Source organism: Gluconacetobacter brunescens (assembly GCF_048695475.1).
GTDB lineage: Bacteria > Pseudomonadota > Alphaproteobacteria > Acetobacterales > Acetobacteraceae > Gluconacetobacter.
The window spans coordinates 676,179-693,402 of record NZ_JBLHEN010000001.1 but is presented as its reverse complement, the minus strand read 5'-3'; the positions used below and the strand labels follow the sequence as shown (position 1 = coordinate 693,402).

The following is a 17,224-nucleotide window of genomic DNA, read 5'->3' as shown; positions in this document are numbered from 1 at the left end:
GATCAGGCTGCCTCGGTGACTTTGTGGTTCATGACGGCCTTGACGGCGGCCTCGATCTTCGCGGCGTCGGGCAGGTAGAGGGCCTCCAGCACCGAGGCGAAGGGGACGGGGGTGTGGGGCGGGATCACCCGCCGGATTGGCGCCTTCAGGGCATCGAACGCCTCTTCCGCCACCAGGGCCGAGATATCGGCGGCCATGTTGCAGCGCGGGCTGGATTCATCGACGATCACCAGCCGGCCGGTATCGGCCACGCAATCCAGGATGGTGTCGCGATCGAGCGGCGAGGTGGTGCGCGGGTCGATGACGGTACAGCTGATGCCCTGGCGTTCCAGCTTGTCGGCTGCTTCGTTCGCCAGCTTCACCATCCGGCCGAAAGCCACGATGGTGACGTCGTCGCCCTCGCGGGTCAGGTTCGCCTCGCCGAAGGGGATGGTGTAGGCCTCGTCGGGCACATCTTCCTCGTCGTCATACATGACCTTGTGTTCGAGGAAGATCACCGGATCGTCGTCGCGGATCGCTTCGATCAGCAGCCCCTTGGCTTCGTAGGGCGAGGACGGGATGACGACCTTCAGGCCCGGGATGTGGGTGAACAGCGGATAGAGCGCCTGGCTGTGCTGGGCGGCGGCGTTGAAGCCGGCGCCGAACATGGCGCGGATTACCAGCGGGGTGCGGGCCTTGCCGCCGAACATGTAGCGGAACTTGGCGGTCTGGTTCATGATCTGGTCGAGGCAGCTGCCGACGAAATCGACGAACATCAGCTCGGCCACCGGGCGCAGGCCCGTGGCGGCGGCACCGGCGGCGGCGCCGATATAGGAGGCCTCGGTGATCGGGGTGTCGAGCACGCGCTCGGGGCCGAATTCCGTGTACAGGCCCTTGGTGACGCCCAGCACGCCACCCCAGGCGTCGACGACGCCGGAAGTGCCGCCCTGGCCGCCGGCTACGTCCTCGCCCATGATGATCACGCGCGGATCGCGGCGCATTTCCAGTCGCATGGCCTCGTTGATGGCCTGCCGGAAGCTTTTCTTGCTCATGATTGTCTCTTTTCTGGCTCGCGGGAGGATGAGGCTGGGCGCTCAGTACCGGACATAGACATCGGCCAGCAGGTCGGCGGGCTCGGGCAGCGGGGCGGCCTTGGCGGCGATGACCGAGCTTTCGATCTCGTCGCGGACGGCCTCGTCGATCGCATCCAGGTCCGAATGGTCCAGCAGGCCGGCCTCGGTCACCTTCTTGCGGAACAGCTCCAGGCAGTCATGGTCGCGCTTGGCCTCGGCGACCTCGCCGGCGGCGCGATAGGTCATGGCGTCGCCTTCGAAATGGCCGTACCAGCGCTGCAGATGCACATGCAGCATGATCGGCCCGTTGCCGGCGCGGGCATGGGCGATGGCTTCGCCGGCCGTCTGGTAGACCGCGAAGAAATCCGATCCGTCGCATTCCAGATACGGCATGCCGAATCCGGCCGCGCGGTCCTTCTGCGTGCCCGCGACGGCGAAGGACGAGCCCGTGGCCTCGCCATAGCCGTTATCTTCCACCACGAAGACCACCGGCAGTTTCCACACCATGGCCAGGTTCAGGCTTTCCAGCGTGGTGCCCTCGTTCGACGCGCCGTCGCCGTAGAAGGCGACCGCGACGCCGCCATCCTTCAGCGTCTTGTGCGAGAGCGCCGCGCCGCACATCAGCGGCGGCCCGCCGCCGACGATACCGTTGGCGCCCAGCATGCCGCGCGACAGGTCGGCGATATGCATCGAGCCGCCCTTGCCGCGGCAGACGCCGGTGCTCTTGCCGTAAATCTCGGCCATCATGCCCGAGACCTCGACGCCCTTGGCGATGCAGTGGCCGTGGCCGCGATGCGTGCTGGAGATGGTGTCGTTGTCCGTCAGGTTGGCGCAGACGCCGACACCCGACGCTTCCTCGCCGCAATAGAGATGGACGAAGCCGGGGATCTCACCCGTGGCGAATTCGACATGCAGGCGCTCCTCGAAATCGCGGATCGTGCGCATGGCCCGATAGGAGCGAAGCAATGTTTCCCGTGCGATCTGCATTGGAAATCTTCCCTGTTATTCCGGGGACATCGAATCCCGATATCCGTCGCCACAGGGGAACGCCGATTGACTTCGACGACAAGAAAGACTGTTATTCGAATAACGAATATGTGACGCTGTCTGTCCGTTCTGTCGCGTTCCTGCGACAGGCGGGACGGGTTAAATGAAGACAGGCCATAACCGTTCGAAAGAGACGGATGATGTTGCAGATACCATCACCTTGGGTGGCCGGCGCTGCTCCGGCCGCCGCTGTTGCCCGGATGCAGCTTGCCGCGTCCTGGCAACGCTGCGAGGGCGACTATGCCCTGGACCCTGCACAATCGGGACTTACGGACCTGATGTCGTGCTTCGAATTGCGCCAGTCCTGCGATGAGGCCGGGCCGCTGCTGCGGTTTGCCGATGCCGAGCTGGACCGGCTGCATGTGATCGTGCGCGATATGGATTATGCGGTTCTGCTGGCCGACCGGACCGGCACCGTGCTGACCCGCCGGACTGTGCGGGATACCGAGCGGGGTTGCCGGCGCTGGCATCTGTGGCCCGGCGCGCGGTGGAACGAGCGCGAGGAAGGAACCAACGGCATCGGGACCTGCCTGGCGGAGCAGCGGCCCGTCACGGTGCATATGAACCAGCACTGGCGGATGAACCTGCGCTATCTGACCTGCACCGCCGTGCCGGTCTATGACGCTCTGGGGCGGCTGGCGGGGGCGCTGGATGCCAGTTCGTATCATCCCGACCCGGATGCCCGCGATGTTGCGCTGATCCGCAACACGATCACCGAGGCCGCGCGGCGGATCGAGGCGCGCTGCTTCAGCGACCTCTATCGCGGGCACATGATCGTGACGATGGGGGCGGATGACGGCACGTCGGCCCCGCTGCTGGCGCTGGACGCCGATCGCCGGGTGGTCGGCGCCACCCATGCAGCGCGCCGGGAAATGGGGCTGGAGGATGGCGACGAGCTGGAATTCTGCCTGATGGACGAACGGGGGCCCGGGCGGGATGGCTTCCGCGTCGCCGAGAAGGCTGTGGTCGAGGCGGCGCTGGCCTCGGCGCGGGGAAATGTCAGCGCGGCGGCGCGGCAATTGGGGATCAGCCGGTCCACCCTGCACCGGAAGATCAGGACGCTCGCGATCGAAGCTGGATCGTAGGGAAAGTCCTGTTCCTACTCGGTGGGTTCGTCCTGCTGGCCGTATCCTTCCGCCAGCGGGCCCAGGGCGGCGTCGACGCCGAATTCGCCGGGTAATGCGCCGGCAGGGAATAGCACGTTGACGTGACCCATCTTGCGGCCGGGCCGGGCTTCGGCCTTGCCGTAATGATGCGGCAGCAGGCCCGGTGTCGCCACGATGGCCGGCCAGAGTGCCATGTCGTTGGGGCCGACGAGGTTCTTCATCACCGCGTCGGAATGCCGGACGGCCGGCGGCAGCGGCAGGCCGGCGACGGCGCGGACATGCATGGCGAACTGGTCGACCGGGCAGGCATCCATGGTCCAGTGGCCGGAATTGTGCGGGCGCGGCGCGATCTCGTTGACCAGGACCTGCCCGTCGCGATCGACGAACATCTCCACGCCCAGCAGGCCGACCAGATCCAGCGCATTGGCGATGCGCAGGGCGATCTTGCGCGCATCGTCCCTGACCGTCTCGGGCACGCGGGCGGGGGCGAGGCTGAGATCGAGGATGCCGTTCCGGTGGCGGTTTTCCGTTACGTCGAAGGTGACCGCCGCGCCGTCCAGCCCTCTTGCGACCATCACGCTGACCTCGCAGGCGAAATCCACCATGCCTTCCGCGACCAGCGGATGAGGGGCCAGGGTGTCGAAGGCGGGCTGCATGTCTTCGTCGCGATGGATGCGGCTCTGGCCCTTGCCGTCATAGCCCAGGCGGGTGGTCTTGAGGATGAAGGGCAGGCCGAGCGCGGCACGGGCGGCGGACAGGTCGTCTGGCGTGCGGACGTCCCGCCATGGCGCGACGGGGATGCCGGCTTCGGTCAGGAAGCGCTTTTCGGCGACGCGATCCTGGCTGATGCGCAGGATATGGCCGGACGGGCGCACCGGGCGGAGGGCCGCCAGCAGTTCCAGCCCGTCGGCGCTGATATTCTCGAATTCGAAGGTGACGACATCGACGGCCATGGCGAAGCGGCGCAGGGCGTCCGGGTCGTCATAGGCGCCGATGGTGACGGCGTGGGCGACCTGCGCCGCCGGGCCGTCGGGCTCGTCGGTCAGGATATGGGCCCGGTAGCCCAGCCGGGCGGCGGCGACGGCGGACATCCGGCCGAGCTGGCCGCCGCCGACGATGCCCAGGACCGCGCCAGGGGGCAGGGCGCCGGGAGAGGACGGCGTGCTCATCGTGACGGGATGTCCGCGACCGCGTCCGTCTGGGCCTGGCGCCAGGCCGACAGCCGGCCGGACAGGCCGGTATCGTTCAGGGCCAGGATCGAGGCGGCCATCAGGGCGGCGTTGATCGCGCCCGCCTTGCCGATGGCCAGCGTGCCGACGGGTACGCCGCCGGGCATCTGGACGATCGACAGCAGGCTGTCCATGCCCTTCAGGGCGTGGGATTCCACCGGCACGCCCAGAACCGGCAGGATGGTCCAGGCCGCGCACATGCCCGGCAGGTGCGCGGCGCCGCCCGCGCCGGCGATGATGACCGAAAGGCCGCGTGCGGCGGCGGTGCGGGCATATTCGGCCAGGCGGTCGGGCGTGCGGTGCGCGGAGACGATCCGCACCTCGTGCGCGACGTCCAGCGCTTCCAGCACCGCGACGCCATGCCGCATGGTTTCCCAGTCGGACTGGCTGCCCATGATCACTCCGACCCGGGGCGCGGCCTGGGAAGTGGAATGGGGAGAAGGGGTGGGAGGCGTATCGGTCACGCTGGTCGGCTTTCGGGGGTGGAAGGAATGGGAGAGGCTTGCGGGAGGGTTATGGCCTCAGGCGATACTGTCGGGGATCAGGCGGCTTTCCAGCCACGAGATTTCGTCCTTCAGCAGCAGCTTGCGCTTCTTCAGCCGCTGGAGCTGGAGCTGATCCATCGGATGCGGCGCCAGGCGGCTGATGACGGTATCAAGGTCGCGGTGTTCGCTGCGCAGTTCGTGCAGCTTGCGGAGCACGGTATCCCGGTCAGTCAGCATTGTACCCCGTCTCGCATGTGGTCGGCCACCCATTCTACCGACTCTTGCCGGGATGGCGAGATCCCCGATGGCGCGCATGGCCGCCCTGGCGAGTTCTGCAATTTTAGCATGCACCGCGCCAGCATGGCTGGCTTAGGCTGTCTGGTGTCGGAAACGCAACTCGCTGGAGGCATCATGTCCCACGAACCCAGAATCCGTAGCCTGCGCCTGCGTCATGCGCGCCTCGATGACAGAATCTTCGATGAGGACCACCGACCGTCGCCGGATCATGGCGTTCTGCGACGGCTGAAGGTGGAGAAGCTGCGGATCAAGGAAGAAATCGAGCGGCTTTCTCAACCGGCCTGAGCCTGGGCGACCAGACCGAAGGCGGGCGGGCATGATCTGCCCGCCCATGCCGATCAGTTGGCGTCCTCGCTGATTTCCAGCGGCACCGGGACGGCCTGGCCTTCGCGGGTCAGGCGATCGTTCGCGGCCTGGACCATCGCGTTGAGGTCGGTCTGGCTGCACAGGCCCAGGATCACCGGGTCGCGCGGCTTGATGTTCGCGCTGTTCCAATGCTGGCGGTCGCGCACCTTGGCGATCGTGTCCTTGGTGGTGCCGAGCAGCTTGACGATCTGCGGTTCGGAAAGCTGGGGAAAATTGCGCAGGATGAATGCGATCGCGTCGGGACGGTCATTGCGCTTGGCGACGGGGGTGTAGCGCGCGCCCTTTGCCCGGCGGTGGATCGGGTTGGGCGTGGTCAGCACCTTCAGCCGCAGGTCCGGGTTGGCTTCGCATCGCGCGATGTCTTCCTGGCGGACCTGATGGTTGGCGACCGGATCGTAGCCCACGATGCCCTGCGCGACTTCACCATCGGCGATGGCCTGCACCTCCAGCGGATGCATGCCGCAGAATTCCGCGATCTGGGTGAAGGTCAGCGCCGTCTTTTCGATCAGCCACACAGCGGTGGCCTTCGGCATCAGGGGCAGTGCATTCATGATAACGGGTCCTAACTGCGCAATGGGTGGCGCCGCGCAGGCACCCGGTCCATGTCAGCGTCCCGGAACCCGGTCCACCCCTGCGTGCCTGCAGACGCGCAATGACTTGATTACCGATATGGGGCCGTTCGGGGGGAGGGGTCAAGGGCGGGCGGGCTGTCCGGACCATGAAAAAAGGGCCGGGCTTGCGCCCGGCCCCCTTGATCTTCGGTCTGTGTTGTCCGAACCGTGCGGGCGATCAGGCCGCGTGTTCGGCCGGGGCCGCATCGGCACCGTCATTGGCCACCGCAGGTGAGGGCTGGACCGAAACGGCCGGTGCGCCGGTGCCGACGGGGATGCGGCGCGGCTTCAGGGCCTCCGGCACGAAATGCCGGACGGCGACGCGCAGCAGGCCGTTCGTCAGGTCCGCATTGTCGACCACGATATGGTCGGCAAGGACGAAGCGGCGTTCGAACGCCCGGGTGGCGATGCCGCGATGCAGCACTTCGCCCGTCGGCGCGGCATTGGCCAGACGGCCGGCCACGACCAGCGTGTTGTCCTGAACCGTCAGTTCGATATCCTCGGGACCGAAACCGGCGACCGCCATGGTCAGGACGTAACTGTCCTCGCCCAGCTTTTCGATATTGTAGGGGGGATAGGACGGGGCAGCCGGGTTCTGGGCGGCATTGTCCACGAGGCGCGCCAGACGGTCGAAGCCGATGGCGGTACGGAAAAGGGGTGCGAAATCATAGGTCATGTCAACCTCCTCGACAGCAAGGTTAATTCAGCCGGCTGATTTTGGCCCCTCGACGAGCGGGCCGGTGCCTGACTGGCGGAAACCCGAATGGCGTTTCCGTATCCCTGATGTGAGAAACCCCGCCCCCCGGTTCAAGGGGCAGGGTTCCGCAAACATGACAATGTGGCGGGCGGGGGAGCTTGCCCCCGCGGCTCTTACGCCTTGGCGCGGCGGCCCAGACCACCGAACTTCTTGTTGAACTTCGCCACCTGGCCCCCGGTGTCGAGCATGCGCTGCACGCCGGTCCACGCGGGATGCGACTTGGGGTCGATGTCCAGGCGCAGCGTCGCGCCGGGCTGCCCGTAGCAGGAACGGGTCTTGTATTCGGTGCCATCGGTCATGATGACATTGATTTCGTGATAGTCGGGGTGAATGCCGGATTTCATCGTCAAACCTTCATGTTGGGCCCGCCGATGCCGACCGGGGGCGTTTGCATGGGCGTATAGATGAGGCGCGGCGCGGGATCAACGCCTATCTGCCGGCAGTCGGGACCATGGATTTGTGGCGGTGGGGAGACAGTTGCCGCGCACATGCGGCACGGTGCGTTTTCCTGTTCGTGTGGTATCAGCCGGATTGCTATCAACTGTCTATCGGCAATGCACAAGGAGGCTTCATGTCCCTCAAGGCCCCGTCCATCCATACTCCGGGATGGATTTTGGAATTCCGCGCCTTTCTCATGCGCGGCAACGTCGTCGACCTGGCGGTCGGCGTCATCATCGGCGCGGCCTTTACCGCGATCGTCAACAGTCTGGTCAAGGATATCTTTACCCCGTTCATCGGGCTGCTGATCGGCGGTATCGACTTCACCAACGTCTTCTTCACGCTGCGCGGGCCGCATCTGGCGACCCTGGCCGAAGCGCAGAAGGCGGGGGCGGTGACGATCAATGTCGGGCTGTTCCTGAACGCGCTGATTCAGTTCGTCATCATCGGCTTCGTCATCTTCTGGGTGGTCAAGGCCGTGAACAAGCTGACCGTGAAGCACGAGGCGCCGGCCGAACCCCCGCCGCCGCCGCGCAGCGAGGTGCTGCTGGAAGACATTCGCGACCTGCTGGCCGCGAAGAAGACCACGCCCTGAGGCGGGATGACGTGGCATGCCGGCAGCGGTTTATCCGCTGTCGGCACGCCACGTCGTTATTCCGGCAATCAAGCCGTCAGGCCGCCATCGACGGCGAGGCAGGTGCCGGTGATGTAGCCGGCGCGGGGGCTGGCCAGGAACGACACCATATCAGCGATATCGGAGACCTTGCCGTAGCTGTCGGTGGCGGTGAAGCCGCGGATGGTGGCCGCGCCGTCGCCATGCGCCGGGTTCAGGTCGGTGTCGATCGGGCCGGGTTCCACCACGTTGACGGTGATGCCCCGCTCGCCCAGGTCGCGCGCCACGCCGCGTGCGAAGCCGCCCAGCGCCGCCTTGGTGGCGGAATAGAGCGAGATGCCGGGGAAGGGCGCGCGCTCGCCGAACGCCGAGCCGATATAGATCAGCCGGCCGCCGGAGCCCATATGCTTCACGGCTTCCATGGTTTCCACCATCACCGCGCGCACGTTCAGGTGCAGCGTGCGGTCGATCTGCTCCACGCTCATTTCGCCGATCGGGCCGTAGGGGTAGATCCCGGCATTGCACACCAGGGTATCGAGCCGGCCCAGGGCCGCCACGGTCTGGGTGATGGCGGCGATGTTGCCGTGGGTGGTGGCGCCGTCGGCCTGGATGGCCACGGCCCGGCGCCCGAGGGCCTCGACCTTGGCCACGACCTGGGCGGCGGCGGCGGCGTTGCTGGCATAGGTCACGGCAATGTCGAAGCCGTCTTCAGCCAGTTTCGCGGCGATCGCGGCGCCGATTCCACGGCTTCCGCCGGTCACGAGGGCGACACGTTGGGTCATGGATCTTATCCTTGGCTTCTGAGGTTAAAGGGCCGGCTCGTCGGTATGGACTATAGGGCTTGAGCGGGACAGGTAAACTTTCGGGTAAAAAGCCAAAGGACTACAGGGAAATTTCACAGTCACGTCATGTCCTGCCGGTCATTGACAGGTGCTATGCGCATTGACCTTGCGGCTGTTCGACAGAGATATTTAGGGGCGATATGGATGGGTTCATGAGGGCGATGAAACCCGGCTTGATCGAAGAGACAGTGATCGTGGCGCATCGGCCGGATCGTTCGTCCGGTTTGGGAGCGGGGTTGTTCGCACTCGAGCGCAGAAGCATGACGAATGCGTTCAGGGCCTGCTTTGCCCTGTGGCGTGACAGGATGCTGGCCCTCTTCACGCTCGCGGGGTTTCTGTCGTGCCTGCATCTCTGGGGACGGAGCCAGCCGTGGCCGATGATGGCGGCGGCGGGCGGATTCGTGGCGTGTCTGCTGGGGTGCGCGATCGAGCGGTTTCTGGACGAGCGGCTGGCTTTTCATGAAACCGACGGTCTGCTGGCGGCGGCGGCGTTGCGGCGCCGGGAACGCCGACAATACAGGATGGCGTGGCATCTGGTCGGATTGGGCATTGCCGCCTTCATGACGCTGGCCCTGCGGCCCGCGCTGCTGCCGGCCACTCTTCCCGGATATGTCGTGGGTGTATTGCTCGGGCAGGTGACGGTCCATGTCGTGCGGTCGCTGGCGCCGGTGGGAACGGCGCCTGTCATGCGGCGTATTCTCGCCTGGCCCCGGCGCTGGCTAGCCGGTGTGGGGGCGGCCGTCGTGATGGTGCCGGTTCTCCTGCTCGTTGCGCGACTGCCGGATCCGGCTGCGCGCCTGTGGCTTGCGGGGATCGGGGCCAGTGTCATCGCGCTGGGGCTGACCGGCATTGATCATGATGTGGTGCGGTTCATGGCGGGCGCCGGGCATGCGCCGTGGCATGTCATCCGCCATCATGTGCGGGGACTGGCCGCGTTCGGTGTTCCGGCCACGCTGGTTGCGTTTCTTGCCATCGGGCCGGCTGGGGGCGGCGTATTGCTTGCCGTTTCAGGAGGCAGCCTGTTTCTCGTGTCGCTCAACATTCTGGTTGCCCTGCTTTACGGAAAGCAGGCGGCTTCACTTGTCATCATGCTGACATTTGCCATGATTGCCGTGATCGCAAGCATGTTGCCGGTCTTGCTGCCTCTCTTCCTGGTTGTCTTCCTCTGGCAGCTTGGCCGCCGCGCGGCGGCGCGGACATGGATCGTCGCATGACGCCGGTGGTGTCTCTTCGAGGCGCTCAGGTCGCGCATCAGGGCAGGACGGTCGTTCACGCGATCGATCTGGATATTCCGCGCGGGTCGTGGTTCGGGCTGGTCGGGGCGAATGGATCGGGCAAGACCAGCCTGCTCAAGGCCCTGGCTGGCCGGTTGCCGTTTTCGGGCGGGGCCTGCCTGATCGACGGACGGGACATGATCGCGGATCGGGCCGGGCGGGCCGAGCAGTTCGGCTTCGCGCCACCGGCCGATCGATTGCCCGACAGTTTGCGTGGCTGTGAAATGCTCGCATTCGTCGGGGGGAATCTCGACCGCGTGCATCGGAATCTGGGCCCGCTGCGCCAGGCACTGGGGTTGGACAAGCTGCTGGATCAATGGATTGGCAATTGCTCCGCCGGGATGAAGCAACGGCTTGCCCTCGCCGCCGCCTTTGCGGGTGGGCAAAAGCTGGTCATTCTGGATGAGCCGTTCAATTGGCTTGATCCGGTGGCGATTTTCGATCTGCGCCTGGCATTGCGCCAGATGGTCGATGACGGTCTGACGCTGATCACGGCCCTGCATGACCTGAATGCCCTGGTCGTGGCATGCGATGGCGGGCTTATCCTTTCGCATGGAAAGAAGAGGATCGATCTCAGTCGTGGCATGTTGCGGGATGCCGCGGCCTCGCCCTCTCTCTTCGAGAAGGAGATGATCGATATCCTGAGGACGGGCGCCGCCGAATAGGAACGGCGTCGTCCAGGCGGCGAGGGCACCGTGAGCGATCTTCCGACCTTTCATACCAGGAGACTTGTCGTCAGGCCCCGCGTGATGGCGGATCTGCACGCTTGTCTGGTGATGGATCGTGATCCGGAGGTTACGCGGTTCGTGGCTGGTCCCTGGAATGATCCTGAACGCCACGCGGCTTTCGTGCGGGAGAGGATTACGGCCGATTTCGGTGTGGGGCTGGGATATTGGTCGGTGTGCGACCGGTATGAGCCGCATCGCTTTCTCGGATGGGTGTTGCTGATCCCCTATGATGGAAACGGCCCCGATATCGAGATCGGCTGGCGGTTCGTCCGCCGGGCGTGGGGGCGGGGCTATGCGACGGAGGCCGCCCTGCCGATTGTGGCGCATGCGTTCGGCACGCTGGGATTGGGGCGGATCGTTGCCGGCATCGAGCCGGGGAACGACGGCTCGATGAATGTGGCCCGCAAGATCGGGATGCGTCGGTCTGGCCAGGAGGCGGGCGGGGAGGCGTTGTTCGTCATGAGCCGCGCCGATCATGAGCGGACGTCCGGACGGCGGGGGATCGAACGTCACGAGGTGTTTTGAGCGGGGTCGATTCTGCTCTAGGCTTCGGCGATGACGAAAAGCTGGAACATGATCGGGCGACAGAAGCTGGCGGCATCGCTGCTGGTGGCGGCCTTTGTCGGGCTGACGGGATGCCGGGGCGGTGCGCCCGCCGAGAGCATCCAGCCGGTCAACAGGCTGCCGCTGCCGTTGCAGGCCTATCTGAGCCTGGATGCGTATTTCATCGCCCAGGGGATGGTGAAGGGACGGCTGTCGGATGGCCGGCTGATGCATGACCAGGCGCGCGACCTGGTGGCCGCGACCCTTTATGCCCGCCAGCTGGCGGCCCGGAACATGATGCACCCGACGGTGGATGGTCAGAAGCGCGTGCAACTTGCCATCGAGATGGTGCTGGACTGCGTGCAGCAGGCAAACAGCGGGTCGACCGCCGCCTGCCTGGGGCCGCCCTCGGTCAGCGGGGCGGCCGGGAGTCCCGTCGCAGACGCTTCTCGCCCAGCAACAGCAGAATCGGCGCCGCGATAAAGATCGAGGACGAGGTTCCGACCACGATCCCGAACAGCATCACCCATGCGAAGCTGGACAGGCTGGCGCCGAACAGGGCCAGCGGCAGGGCCGCCAGGAACACGGTGGTGGATGTACCCAGCGTGCGGCTGAGGGTTTCGTTGATCGAGAGGTCGATCAGTTCGGCCAGCGGCATGGTGCGGTATTTGCGCAGGTTCTCGCGCACCCGGTCATAGACCACCACCTTGTCGTTGGTGGAGTAGCCCAGGATCGTGAGGATGGCCGCGACCATCACCAGGTCGAACTCGAAATGCGTGATGACCAGGAAGCCGATGGTCTTGGTCAGGTCGAGGATCAGGGTGATCACGGCGCTGACCGCGAACTCCCACTCGAAGCGGAACCAGATATAGCCCAGGATCATCAGCAGGCTGATGCCGAGCGCCAGCATGCCGTCGCGGAACAGTTCGGCCGAGACCGAGGCGCCGACCGCGTCCGCGCGCAGCACCTGCGCGCCCGGCAGGGTGGCGACCGCGTGGCGGACCGAATCGACCAGCGCCTGGGTGCGGGCCTCGTGATCGGCGCTGGCGGCAGGCGGGGCATCGAGGCGGATCAGCACGTCGTCGGGCGCGCCGAAGGACTGCACGCCGGCGGCCTCGACATGCTGGGTGGCCAGCGCCGCGCGGACCTGACCGAAATCGGCCGGGCCCTGGGTGCGGACCTCGACGACGATGCCGCCGCGGAAATCCAGCCCCAGCGTCAGGCCCGGATGGAGGAACAGGATCACGGACGCGATCGACAGCACGGCCGAGGTGGCGAGGCCCATGAAGCGGCCGCGCATGAAGTTGATTTTTGTGCCGTTGGGCACGAAGCGCAGGAGGGGGCGAGAGAACATGGTGATGCGCCTCAGACCGGCAGGACAGTGGGACGGGTGCGGGCATACCAGCGCACCATCAGCATCCGCGACAGCAGCAGCGTGGTGAACAGCGTCGTGACGATGCCGATCATGATCGTCAGGGCGAAGTTCTGCACCGGGCCGGTGCCGAAGGCGAACAGCATGATATGCGCCAGCAGGGCCGTGGCGTTGCTGTCCAGGATGGTGGAGGTCGCGCGCTCGAAGCCGGCCTGCATCGCGGCCAGGGGGGTACGGCCGCGGCCGATTTCCTCGCGGATGCGTTCGTTGATCAGGATGTTGGCGTCCACCGCCATGCCCAGGGTCAGCAGCATGCCGGCCATGCCGGGCAGGGTCAGCGTGGCCTGGAACAGCGACAGGATGGCGACCATCAGCACCAGGTTGGCCAGCAGGGCGACGTTCGCGTACCAGCCGAAGCGGCCATAGAACAGCGCCATGAAGACGATGACGAGGGCGAAGCCGACGCCGAGGCTGATCATGCCCGCGCGGATCGAATCGGCGCCCAGCGACGGGCCGATGGTGCGCTGTTCGATGACCGACAGCGGGGCGGGCAGGGCGCCGGCGCGCAGCAGCAGGGCGAGGTCGGTGGCCGACTGCGCGTCGAAGCCGCCGCTGATCTGGCCGTTGCCGCCGGTGATGGGGCTGTGGATGACCGGGGCCTGTACCACCTTGTTGTCGAGCACGATGGCGAAGCGGCGGCCGACATTGGCCTGCGTGGTGGCGGCGAAGGCGCGGGCGCCGATGGAGTCGAGGGTGAAATCGACCGCCCATTCGCCGGTCTGCTGGTCGATGGCGGCGGAGGCGTTGGTCAGGTCGGCGCCATCGACATCCACATGGTCCGCGATCGGCAGTTTCTGGTCCGGCGCGTTCATCATCGGCAGCAGGCTGATGCCGGGACCCGGCGCCGCCGAGCCGAGCGCGTTGTCCTGCACCAGGTGGAACGTCATCTTCGCGGTGGTGCCGAGCAGGTGCTTGACGCGCTCCGGATCGCTGATGCCCGGCAGTTCGACCACGATGCGGTCGTCACCCTGGCGGGTGATCTCGGGATCGACCGCGCCGGTCGCGTCGATGCGGCGGCGGACGATCTCGATCGACTGGGTGACGGCGTCGGTCGCGCGCAGGCGCATGGCCTCGGGCGACAGCGTGATGGCGATTGAGCCGTCCGGCCGCTGGGCGACGGCGAATTCATTGGGCACCGCCATGGGCATGGCGCGGAGGGCCTTGAGGTCGGCCTCGGTCTCGGACGGGCTGCGCGGGGTGAAGGTCACGGTGCCGGCCTGGGCGTCGGTCGCGACGTCGCGGTAGCCCAGGCCGGCGCCGAGCAGCGCCTGGCGGGTGCCGTCGGCCAGCGTGCGCAGGCGGTCGGCGGCGACGGTGTTCATGTCCACCTGCATCAGCAGGTACGAGCCGCCCCGCAGGTCGAGCCCCAGATGGATCTGGCGCCACGGCACCGTCGGCGCGGGCTGGCGCAGGGCATTGGGAAGGCAGAGCAGCATTCCCAGAAAGCAAACGGCGACGACCGAGGCCAATTTGAGCCGGCTGTAATACATCATGACTGAAAAGGGTGCTCCTTACGCTCGGCCCAGCCGGCTCCCTGTTCGCGTGTCGATGCCGGCGCATGGCCGGCGACGCGGGAACATGCCGGGCCCAAGCGCCGGATGCAACCGCCCGACGGCTTCCGCCGCACGAATCCTTCCGTTTCGTCCGCGTATTCGTCAGAACAGGGACAGTTGCGGGTCCGGCGGGGCCGGGGGCGGCGCGAAGAGCGCGCAGTCCAGCGGCCGCCCGCGCGTGAGGCCCAGTGCCCGGCGGGCGCGGGCGAAACGCTGGGCCAGCAGGTCGGCATGCACGCCCTGGCCCCGGCCGCGCCGGCCGAAGGTCGAATCGTTCAGCTTGCCGCCACGCATTGCGCGGATGCGGTGCAGGACGTGGTGCGCGCGATCGGGGTAGTGCCGGGCCAGCCAGTCCTCGAACAGGGGCGCGACCTCCAGCGGCAGGCGGAGCAGGGCGTAGCCGGCATCGCAGGCGCCGGCCCTGGCGGCGGCGCCGAGAATCGCTTCCAGTTCGTGGTCGTTGAGGGCCGGGATCATCGGTGCGGCCAGGACGCTGGCGGGAATGCCGGCGGCGGCCAGGGCTGATATGGCATCGAGCCGCCGGGCCGGGGTCGAGGCGCGGGGCTCCATCCTGCGGGCCAGTTCGGTATCGAGCGTCGTGACCGACAGGCTGACCCGCACCAGGTTGCGCGCGGCCAGGGCCGCCAGCAGGTCGAGGTCGCGCAGGATGCCGGCCGATTTGGTGACGATGGTGACCGGGTGGGAAAACCGGTCCAGCACCGCCAGGATGGCGCGCGTCAGGCCCATCTGGCGCTCGACCGGCTGGTAGGGATCGGTGTTGGTGCCCAGCGCGATCGGGCGCACCCGGTAGGCATGATGACGCAGTTCGCGCTCCAGCAGGCGCGCGGCGTCCGGCTTGCAGGTGAGGCGGGTTTCGAAATCCAGCCCCGGCGACAGGCCGATCCAGGCGTGGGTGGGGCGGGCGAAGCAATAGATGCAGCCATGTTCGCACCCGCGATAGGCGTTGATCGACCGGTCGAAACCCAGGTCCGGACTCTCGTTGCGGGTGATGATGGTGCGGGCCGGCTCGAATGTGAGTTCGGTGCGCGGGGCGGCGTCGTCATCGGCCAGGCTGTCCCAGCCATCATCGACCGGTGATGCGTGATGGCGGGCGAAGCGGTCGGGCGGCGACAGGGTGGCCCCGCGCCCGTGGCGGATGCCGGCCACGCTGGACGACTCGCCGGACAGCGTGCGCGCGGCGGTGCGGGTCGGTTGTCCGGAGCCGATGCGGATGGGGGATGGATTGGACATGACGGGCTCCGGGAGGCGCCTGTTGCGGGCGGAGCGCATGATGGCAGGCCGACTTTGGGCGATCAAGAACAAAAAGAGAACATGCGATCCGGCGCTGGTTGCCCGGTGCCGCCGCCTCTGGCCGAGCGGGCGCGGGTGCTCTAACCCTTCGTCATCCTGGATGCGGAGAGGACACGATGGCGGGGCTGTTCGGTGGCGGAGCGAAACGGGGTGAGGCGGCGCGGCAATTGCGCGTGGGTGTCATCGGCGCCGGTCATTTCGGACGGTTTCATGCGCTGAAGGTCGCCGCGTCGCCGCGCGAGACGCTGGTGGGCATTCATGACCCGGACCAGGCGCGGGCGGCCGTTGTCGGGGCCGAGGCGGGCGGGGCGCCGGCGCTGGCGCTGGACGACCTGCTGGCACGTTGCGAGGCGGTGGTGATCGCGGCCCCGGCCGAACATCATTTCGCCCTGGCCGACCGCGCGCTGCGGGCCGGCCGGCATGTGCTGGTGGAAAAGCCGATCGCCTCGACTCTGGAGCAGGCCGACCGGCTGGCGGCGCTGGCCGTGGAGACGGGGCTGGTGCTTCAGGTGGGGCATCTGCTGCGCTATTCGGCCGAGCATCGGGCCATTACCGGGCGGATTACGCGCCCGCTCTATATCGAGGCGACGCGCATCGCGCCCTTCAAGCCGCGCGGCACCGATGTCTCGGTGATCCTGGACCTGATGATCCATGATCTGGACCTGGTGCTGGCGATCGTGGACAGTGAGATCGTGGATGTCGATGCGCTGGGGGCGGCGGTGAGTTCGCAGCACGAGGATATCGCCAATGCCCGGGTCCGCTTTGCCAACGGGTGCGTGGCGACCATCACCGCCAGCCGGATCTCGCTGAAGACCGAGCGGCGGATGCGGCTGTTTTCCGAGGAAGGCTATCTCTCGGCCGATTTCGTGAAGCGCGAACTGACGATGATCGGGCGGGAGAAGGGATTGCCGCTGCCGGGCACCGGCGGCTTCCGGCGCGAGGTCGTGAGCTGGGACGACCACGACACGCTGGCGGCCGAGCATGTGGCCTTCGCCGCCGCGTGCCTGGATGGCGCGCCTGTACTGGTGGATGCGCAGGCGGGCCGGCGCGCGCTGGCGGCGGCGCTGGCGGTGACGGACAGTATCACGGCGGTGCGGGCGCTGTGGGAGGCGTCCGGGCTGGTCAGCCCCGGCTGAGGGGTGGTCGGTGGGGCTATCAATGAGGCTATCAGTGGGGCAGGGTCTCGATCCGGGCCGCCATGATGAAATCGTTGCGGTGCAGGCCGCCGATGCTGTGGGTTTGCAGCTTCAGGCGCACATAGCCCCAGCCGAAGGCGATGTCCGGATGGTGGTCGGCGGCCTCGGCCAGGGCCGCGATGCGTTCGACCAGCGCGTAGGCATTGGCGAAATCGGGCAGGACGCAGGACCGCTGCAATGTCGTGCCGTCCGGGGACAGGGTCCATTTCGGGATCTGGGCCAGCAGGGTTTCGGCCTCGGCGCGCGTCAGGGCCGGCGTGTTGCGCGGGCAGGGGGCGATGACCTCGCGCGCGAGGGCGGTGGTGGCGGACAGGGGCATGGGGGCGTCCTTCAGCCGCGCGCGG

The 17,224-nt window shown here is 67.0% G+C and carries 21 protein-coding genes; 8 read left to right on the top strand and 13 right to left on the bottom strand.

Annotated elements, in window-relative coordinates:
• Window positions 1-2 precede the first annotated feature (2 nt).
• On the bottom strand, window positions 3-1,031 hold the full coding sequence (locus tag ACMAUO_RS03040) for an alpha-ketoacid dehydrogenase subunit beta (protein ID WP_420355510.1): 1,029 nt from the start codon (window positions 1,029-1,031) through the stop codon (window positions 3-5).
• A gap of 42 nt (window positions 1,032-1,073) precedes the next feature.
• Window positions 1,074-2,039, bottom strand: a complete 966-nt coding sequence (locus ACMAUO_RS03035) for a thiamine pyrophosphate-dependent dehydrogenase E1 component subunit alpha (protein WP_420355509.1) — start codon at window positions 2,037-2,039, stop codon at window positions 1,074-1,076.
• A 197-nt stretch (window positions 2,040-2,236) separates the two neighbouring features.
• On the opposite strand from ACMAUO_RS03035, the gene ACMAUO_RS03030 reads away from it, so the two are divergent.
• The gene (locus ACMAUO_RS03030) at window positions 2,237-3,184 is read left to right on the top strand and encodes a helix-turn-helix domain-containing protein (RefSeq protein ID WP_420355508.1); all 948 of its coding nucleotides are present in this window, start codon (window positions 2,237-2,239) and stop codon (window positions 3,182-3,184) included.
• 14 nt (window positions 3,185-3,198) lie between these two features.
• On the opposite strand, the gene ACMAUO_RS03025 is transcribed toward ACMAUO_RS03030, so the two are convergent.
• From ACMAUO_RS03025 to ACMAUO_RS03015, 3 genes are read right to left on the bottom strand one after another with little or no spacing between them, the layout of a single operon-like run.
• Window positions 3,199-4,374: a 5-(carboxyamino)imidazole ribonucleotide synthase gene (locus tag ACMAUO_RS03025; RefSeq protein ID WP_420355507.1), complete on the bottom strand. Its 1,176-nt coding sequence runs from the start codon at window positions 4,372-4,374 to the stop codon at window positions 3,199-3,201.
• Window positions 4,371-4,898 carry a 5-(carboxyamino)imidazole ribonucleotide mutase gene (gene purE / locus ACMAUO_RS03020; RefSeq protein WP_420355506.1) on the bottom strand — a complete coding sequence of 176 codons (528 nt, stop codon included), beginning with the start codon at window positions 4,896-4,898 and terminating at the stop codon, window positions 4,371-4,373. The genes ACMAUO_RS03025 and purE overlap by 4 nt, the downstream gene beginning before the upstream one ends.
• Window positions 4,899-4,955: 57 nt before the next feature.
• Complete coding sequence (locus ACMAUO_RS03015; protein WP_420355505.1) at window positions 4,956-5,156, bottom strand: DUF465 domain-containing protein; 201 nt, start codon at window positions 5,154-5,156, stop codon at window positions 4,956-4,958.
• 174 nt (window positions 5,157-5,330) lie between these two features.
• Between ACMAUO_RS03015 and ACMAUO_RS03010 the strand changes: the two genes are divergently transcribed.
• The gene (locus ACMAUO_RS03010; protein ID WP_420355504.1) at window positions 5,331-5,501 is read left to right on the top strand and encodes a YdcH family protein; all 171 of its coding nucleotides are present in this window, start codon (window positions 5,331-5,333) and stop codon (window positions 5,499-5,501) included.
• 53 nt (window positions 5,502-5,554) lie between these two features.
• Here the strand turns inward: ACMAUO_RS03010 and ACMAUO_RS03005 are convergent, their stop codons facing one another.
• The 3 genes from ACMAUO_RS03005 to rpmE all read right to left on the bottom strand — a co-directional run bounded on the left by ACMAUO_RS03005 (window position 5,555) and on the right by rpmE (window position 7,294).
• Window positions 5,555-6,133: a DUF1013 domain-containing protein gene (locus ACMAUO_RS03005; RefSeq protein ID WP_420355503.1), complete on the bottom strand. Its 579-nt coding sequence runs from the start codon at window positions 6,131-6,133 to the stop codon at window positions 5,555-5,557.
• Window positions 6,134-6,371: 238 nt separating this feature from the next.
• Window positions 6,372-6,869, bottom strand: coding sequence for an Hsp20 family protein (locus ACMAUO_RS03000; protein WP_420355502.1), 498 nt, complete (start codon window positions 6,867-6,869; stop codon window positions 6,372-6,374).
• A 194-nt stretch (window positions 6,870-7,063) separates the two neighbouring features.
• Window positions 7,064-7,294 (bottom strand): 50S ribosomal protein L31, encoded by a 231-nt coding sequence (gene rpmE, locus ACMAUO_RS02995; protein WP_114726912.1) that lies wholly within the window; start codon window positions 7,292-7,294, stop codon window positions 7,064-7,066.
• A 227-nt stretch (window positions 7,295-7,521) separates the two neighbouring features.
• Here rpmE and mscL point away from each other — a divergent pair, with 227 nt between their 5' ends.
• Window positions 7,522-7,983 (top strand): large conductance mechanosensitive channel protein MscL, encoded by a 462-nt coding sequence (gene mscL / locus ACMAUO_RS02990; RefSeq protein ID WP_420355501.1) that lies wholly within the window; start codon window positions 7,522-7,524, stop codon window positions 7,981-7,983.
• Window positions 7,984-8,051: 68 nt separating this feature from the next.
• Here mscL and ACMAUO_RS02985 read toward each other — a convergent pair whose 3' ends face one another.
• Window positions 8,052-8,783, bottom strand: a complete 732-nt coding sequence (locus ACMAUO_RS02985) for an SDR family oxidoreductase (protein WP_420355500.1) — start codon at window positions 8,781-8,783, stop codon at window positions 8,052-8,054.
• Window positions 8,784-9,016: 233 nt separating this feature from the next.
• On the opposite strand from ACMAUO_RS02985, the gene ACMAUO_RS02980 reads away from it, so the two are divergent.
• From ACMAUO_RS02980 to ACMAUO_RS02965, 4 genes are read left to right on the top strand one after another with little or no spacing between them, the layout of a single operon-like run.
• Complete coding sequence (locus ACMAUO_RS02980; RefSeq protein WP_420355499.1) at window positions 9,017-10,057, top strand: hypothetical protein; 1,041 nt, start codon at window positions 9,017-9,019, stop codon at window positions 10,055-10,057.
• Window positions 10,042-10,782 (top strand): ATP-binding cassette domain-containing protein, encoded by a 741-nt coding sequence (locus tag ACMAUO_RS02975; protein ID WP_420355498.1) that lies wholly within the window; start codon window positions 10,042-10,044, stop codon window positions 10,780-10,782. Before ACMAUO_RS02980 ends, ACMAUO_RS02975 begins: the two co-directional genes overlap by 16 nt.
• A gap of 30 nt (window positions 10,783-10,812) precedes the next feature.
• Entirely contained in the window at window positions 10,813-11,370 is a 558-nt protein-coding gene (locus tag ACMAUO_RS02970) for a GNAT family N-acetyltransferase (RefSeq protein ID WP_420355497.1), read from the top strand.
• A gap of 30 nt (window positions 11,371-11,400) precedes the next feature.
• Entirely contained in the window at window positions 11,401-11,871 is a 471-nt protein-coding gene (locus tag ACMAUO_RS02965) for a hypothetical protein (RefSeq protein WP_420355496.1), read from the top strand.
• On the opposite strand, the gene secF is transcribed toward ACMAUO_RS02965, so the two are convergent.
• The 3 genes from secF to ACMAUO_RS02950 all read right to left on the bottom strand — a co-directional run bounded on the left by secF (window position 11,801) and on the right by ACMAUO_RS02950 (window position 15,624).
• On the bottom strand, window positions 11,801-12,742 hold the full coding sequence (gene secF / locus ACMAUO_RS02960) for a protein translocase subunit SecF (RefSeq protein WP_420355495.1): 942 nt from the start codon (window positions 12,740-12,742) through the stop codon (window positions 11,801-11,803). The genes ACMAUO_RS02965 and secF overlap by 71 nt on opposite strands.
• 11 nt (window positions 12,743-12,753) lie before the next feature.
• A complete protein-coding gene (secD, locus tag ACMAUO_RS02955) occupies window positions 12,754-14,313 on the bottom strand; it encodes a protein translocase subunit SecD (RefSeq protein WP_420355494.1) in 1,560 nt (519 codons plus the stop codon).
• A 162-nt stretch (window positions 14,314-14,475) separates the two neighbouring features.
• Complete coding sequence (locus ACMAUO_RS02950) at window positions 14,476-15,624, bottom strand: PA0069 family radical SAM protein (RefSeq protein WP_420355493.1); 1,149 nt, start codon at window positions 15,622-15,624, stop codon at window positions 14,476-14,478.
• Between the two features lie 176 nt (window positions 15,625-15,800).
• On the opposite strand from ACMAUO_RS02950, the gene ACMAUO_RS02945 reads away from it, so the two are divergent.
• Complete coding sequence (locus ACMAUO_RS02945; RefSeq protein WP_420355492.1) at window positions 15,801-16,820, top strand: Gfo/Idh/MocA family protein; 1,020 nt, start codon at window positions 15,801-15,803, stop codon at window positions 16,818-16,820.
• A gap of 31 nt (window positions 16,821-16,851) precedes the next feature.
• Here the strand turns inward: ACMAUO_RS02945 and ACMAUO_RS02940 are convergent, their stop codons facing one another.
• On the bottom strand, window positions 16,852-17,199 hold the full coding sequence (locus ACMAUO_RS02940) for a 4a-hydroxytetrahydrobiopterin dehydratase (RefSeq protein ID WP_420355491.1): 348 nt from the start codon (window positions 17,197-17,199) through the stop codon (window positions 16,852-16,854).
• Between the last annotated feature and the right edge of the window lie 25 nt (window positions 17,200-17,224).

Excerpts from the sequence above, each read along its gene's own strand:
- ACMAUO_RS03040 (WP_420355510.1), bottom strand. The coding sequence starts at position 1,031 with ATGAGCAAGAAAAGCTTCCGGCAGGCCATCAACGAGGCCATGCGACTG.
- ACMAUO_RS03035 (WP_420355509.1), bottom strand. The coding sequence starts at position 2,039 with ATGCAGATCGCACGGGAAACATTGCTTCGCTCCTATCGGGCCATGCGC.
- ACMAUO_RS03030 (WP_420355508.1), top strand. The coding sequence starts at position 2,237 with ATGATGTTGCAGATACCATCACCTTGGGTGGCCGGCGCTGCTCCGGCC.
- ACMAUO_RS03025 (WP_420355507.1), bottom strand. The coding sequence starts at position 4,374 with ATGAGCACGCCGTCCTCTCCCGGCGCCCTGCCCCCTGGCGCGGTCCTG.
- ACMAUO_RS03015 (WP_420355505.1), bottom strand. The coding sequence starts at position 5,156 with ATGCTGACTGACCGGGATACCGTGCTCCGCAAGCTGCACGAACTGCGC.
- ACMAUO_RS03010 (WP_420355504.1), top strand. The coding sequence starts at position 5,331 with ATGTCCCACGAACCCAGAATCCGTAGCCTGCGCCTGCGTCATGCGCGC.
- ACMAUO_RS03005 (WP_420355503.1), bottom strand. The coding sequence starts at position 6,133 with ATGAATGCACTGCCCCTGATGCCGAAGGCCACCGCTGTGTGGCTGATC.
- ACMAUO_RS03000 (WP_420355502.1), bottom strand. The coding sequence starts at position 6,869 with ATGACCTATGATTTCGCACCCCTTTTCCGTACCGCCATCGGCTTCGAC.
- rpmE (WP_114726912.1), bottom strand. The coding sequence starts at position 7,294 with ATGAAATCCGGCATTCACCCCGACTATCACGAAATCAATGTCATCATG.
- mscL (WP_420355501.1), top strand. The coding sequence starts at position 7,522 with ATGTCCCTCAAGGCCCCGTCCATCCATACTCCGGGATGGATTTTGGAA.
- ACMAUO_RS02985 (WP_420355500.1), bottom strand. The coding sequence starts at position 8,783 with ATGACCCAACGTGTCGCCCTCGTGACCGGCGGAAGCCGTGGAATCGGC.
- ACMAUO_RS02975 (WP_420355498.1), top strand. The coding sequence starts at position 10,042 with ATGGATCGTCGCATGACGCCGGTGGTGTCTCTTCGAGGCGCTCAGGTC.
- ACMAUO_RS02965 (WP_420355496.1), top strand. The coding sequence starts at position 11,401 with ATGACGAAAAGCTGGAACATGATCGGGCGACAGAAGCTGGCGGCATCG.
- secF (WP_420355495.1), bottom strand. The coding sequence starts at position 12,742 with ATGTTCTCTCGCCCCCTCCTGCGCTTCGTGCCCAACGGCACAAAAATC.
- secD (WP_420355494.1), bottom strand. The coding sequence starts at position 14,313 with ATGATGTATTACAGCCGGCTCAAATTGGCCTCGGTCGTCGCCGTTTGC.
- ACMAUO_RS02950 (WP_420355493.1), bottom strand. The coding sequence starts at position 15,624 with ATGTCCAATCCATCCCCCATCCGCATCGGCTCCGGACAACCGACCCGC.
- ACMAUO_RS02945 (WP_420355492.1), top strand. The coding sequence starts at position 15,801 with ATGGCGGGGCTGTTCGGTGGCGGAGCGAAACGGGGTGAGGCGGCGCGG.
- ACMAUO_RS02940 (WP_420355491.1), bottom strand. The coding sequence starts at position 17,199 with ATGCCCCTGTCCGCCACCACCGCCCTCGCGCGCGAGGTCATCGCCCCC.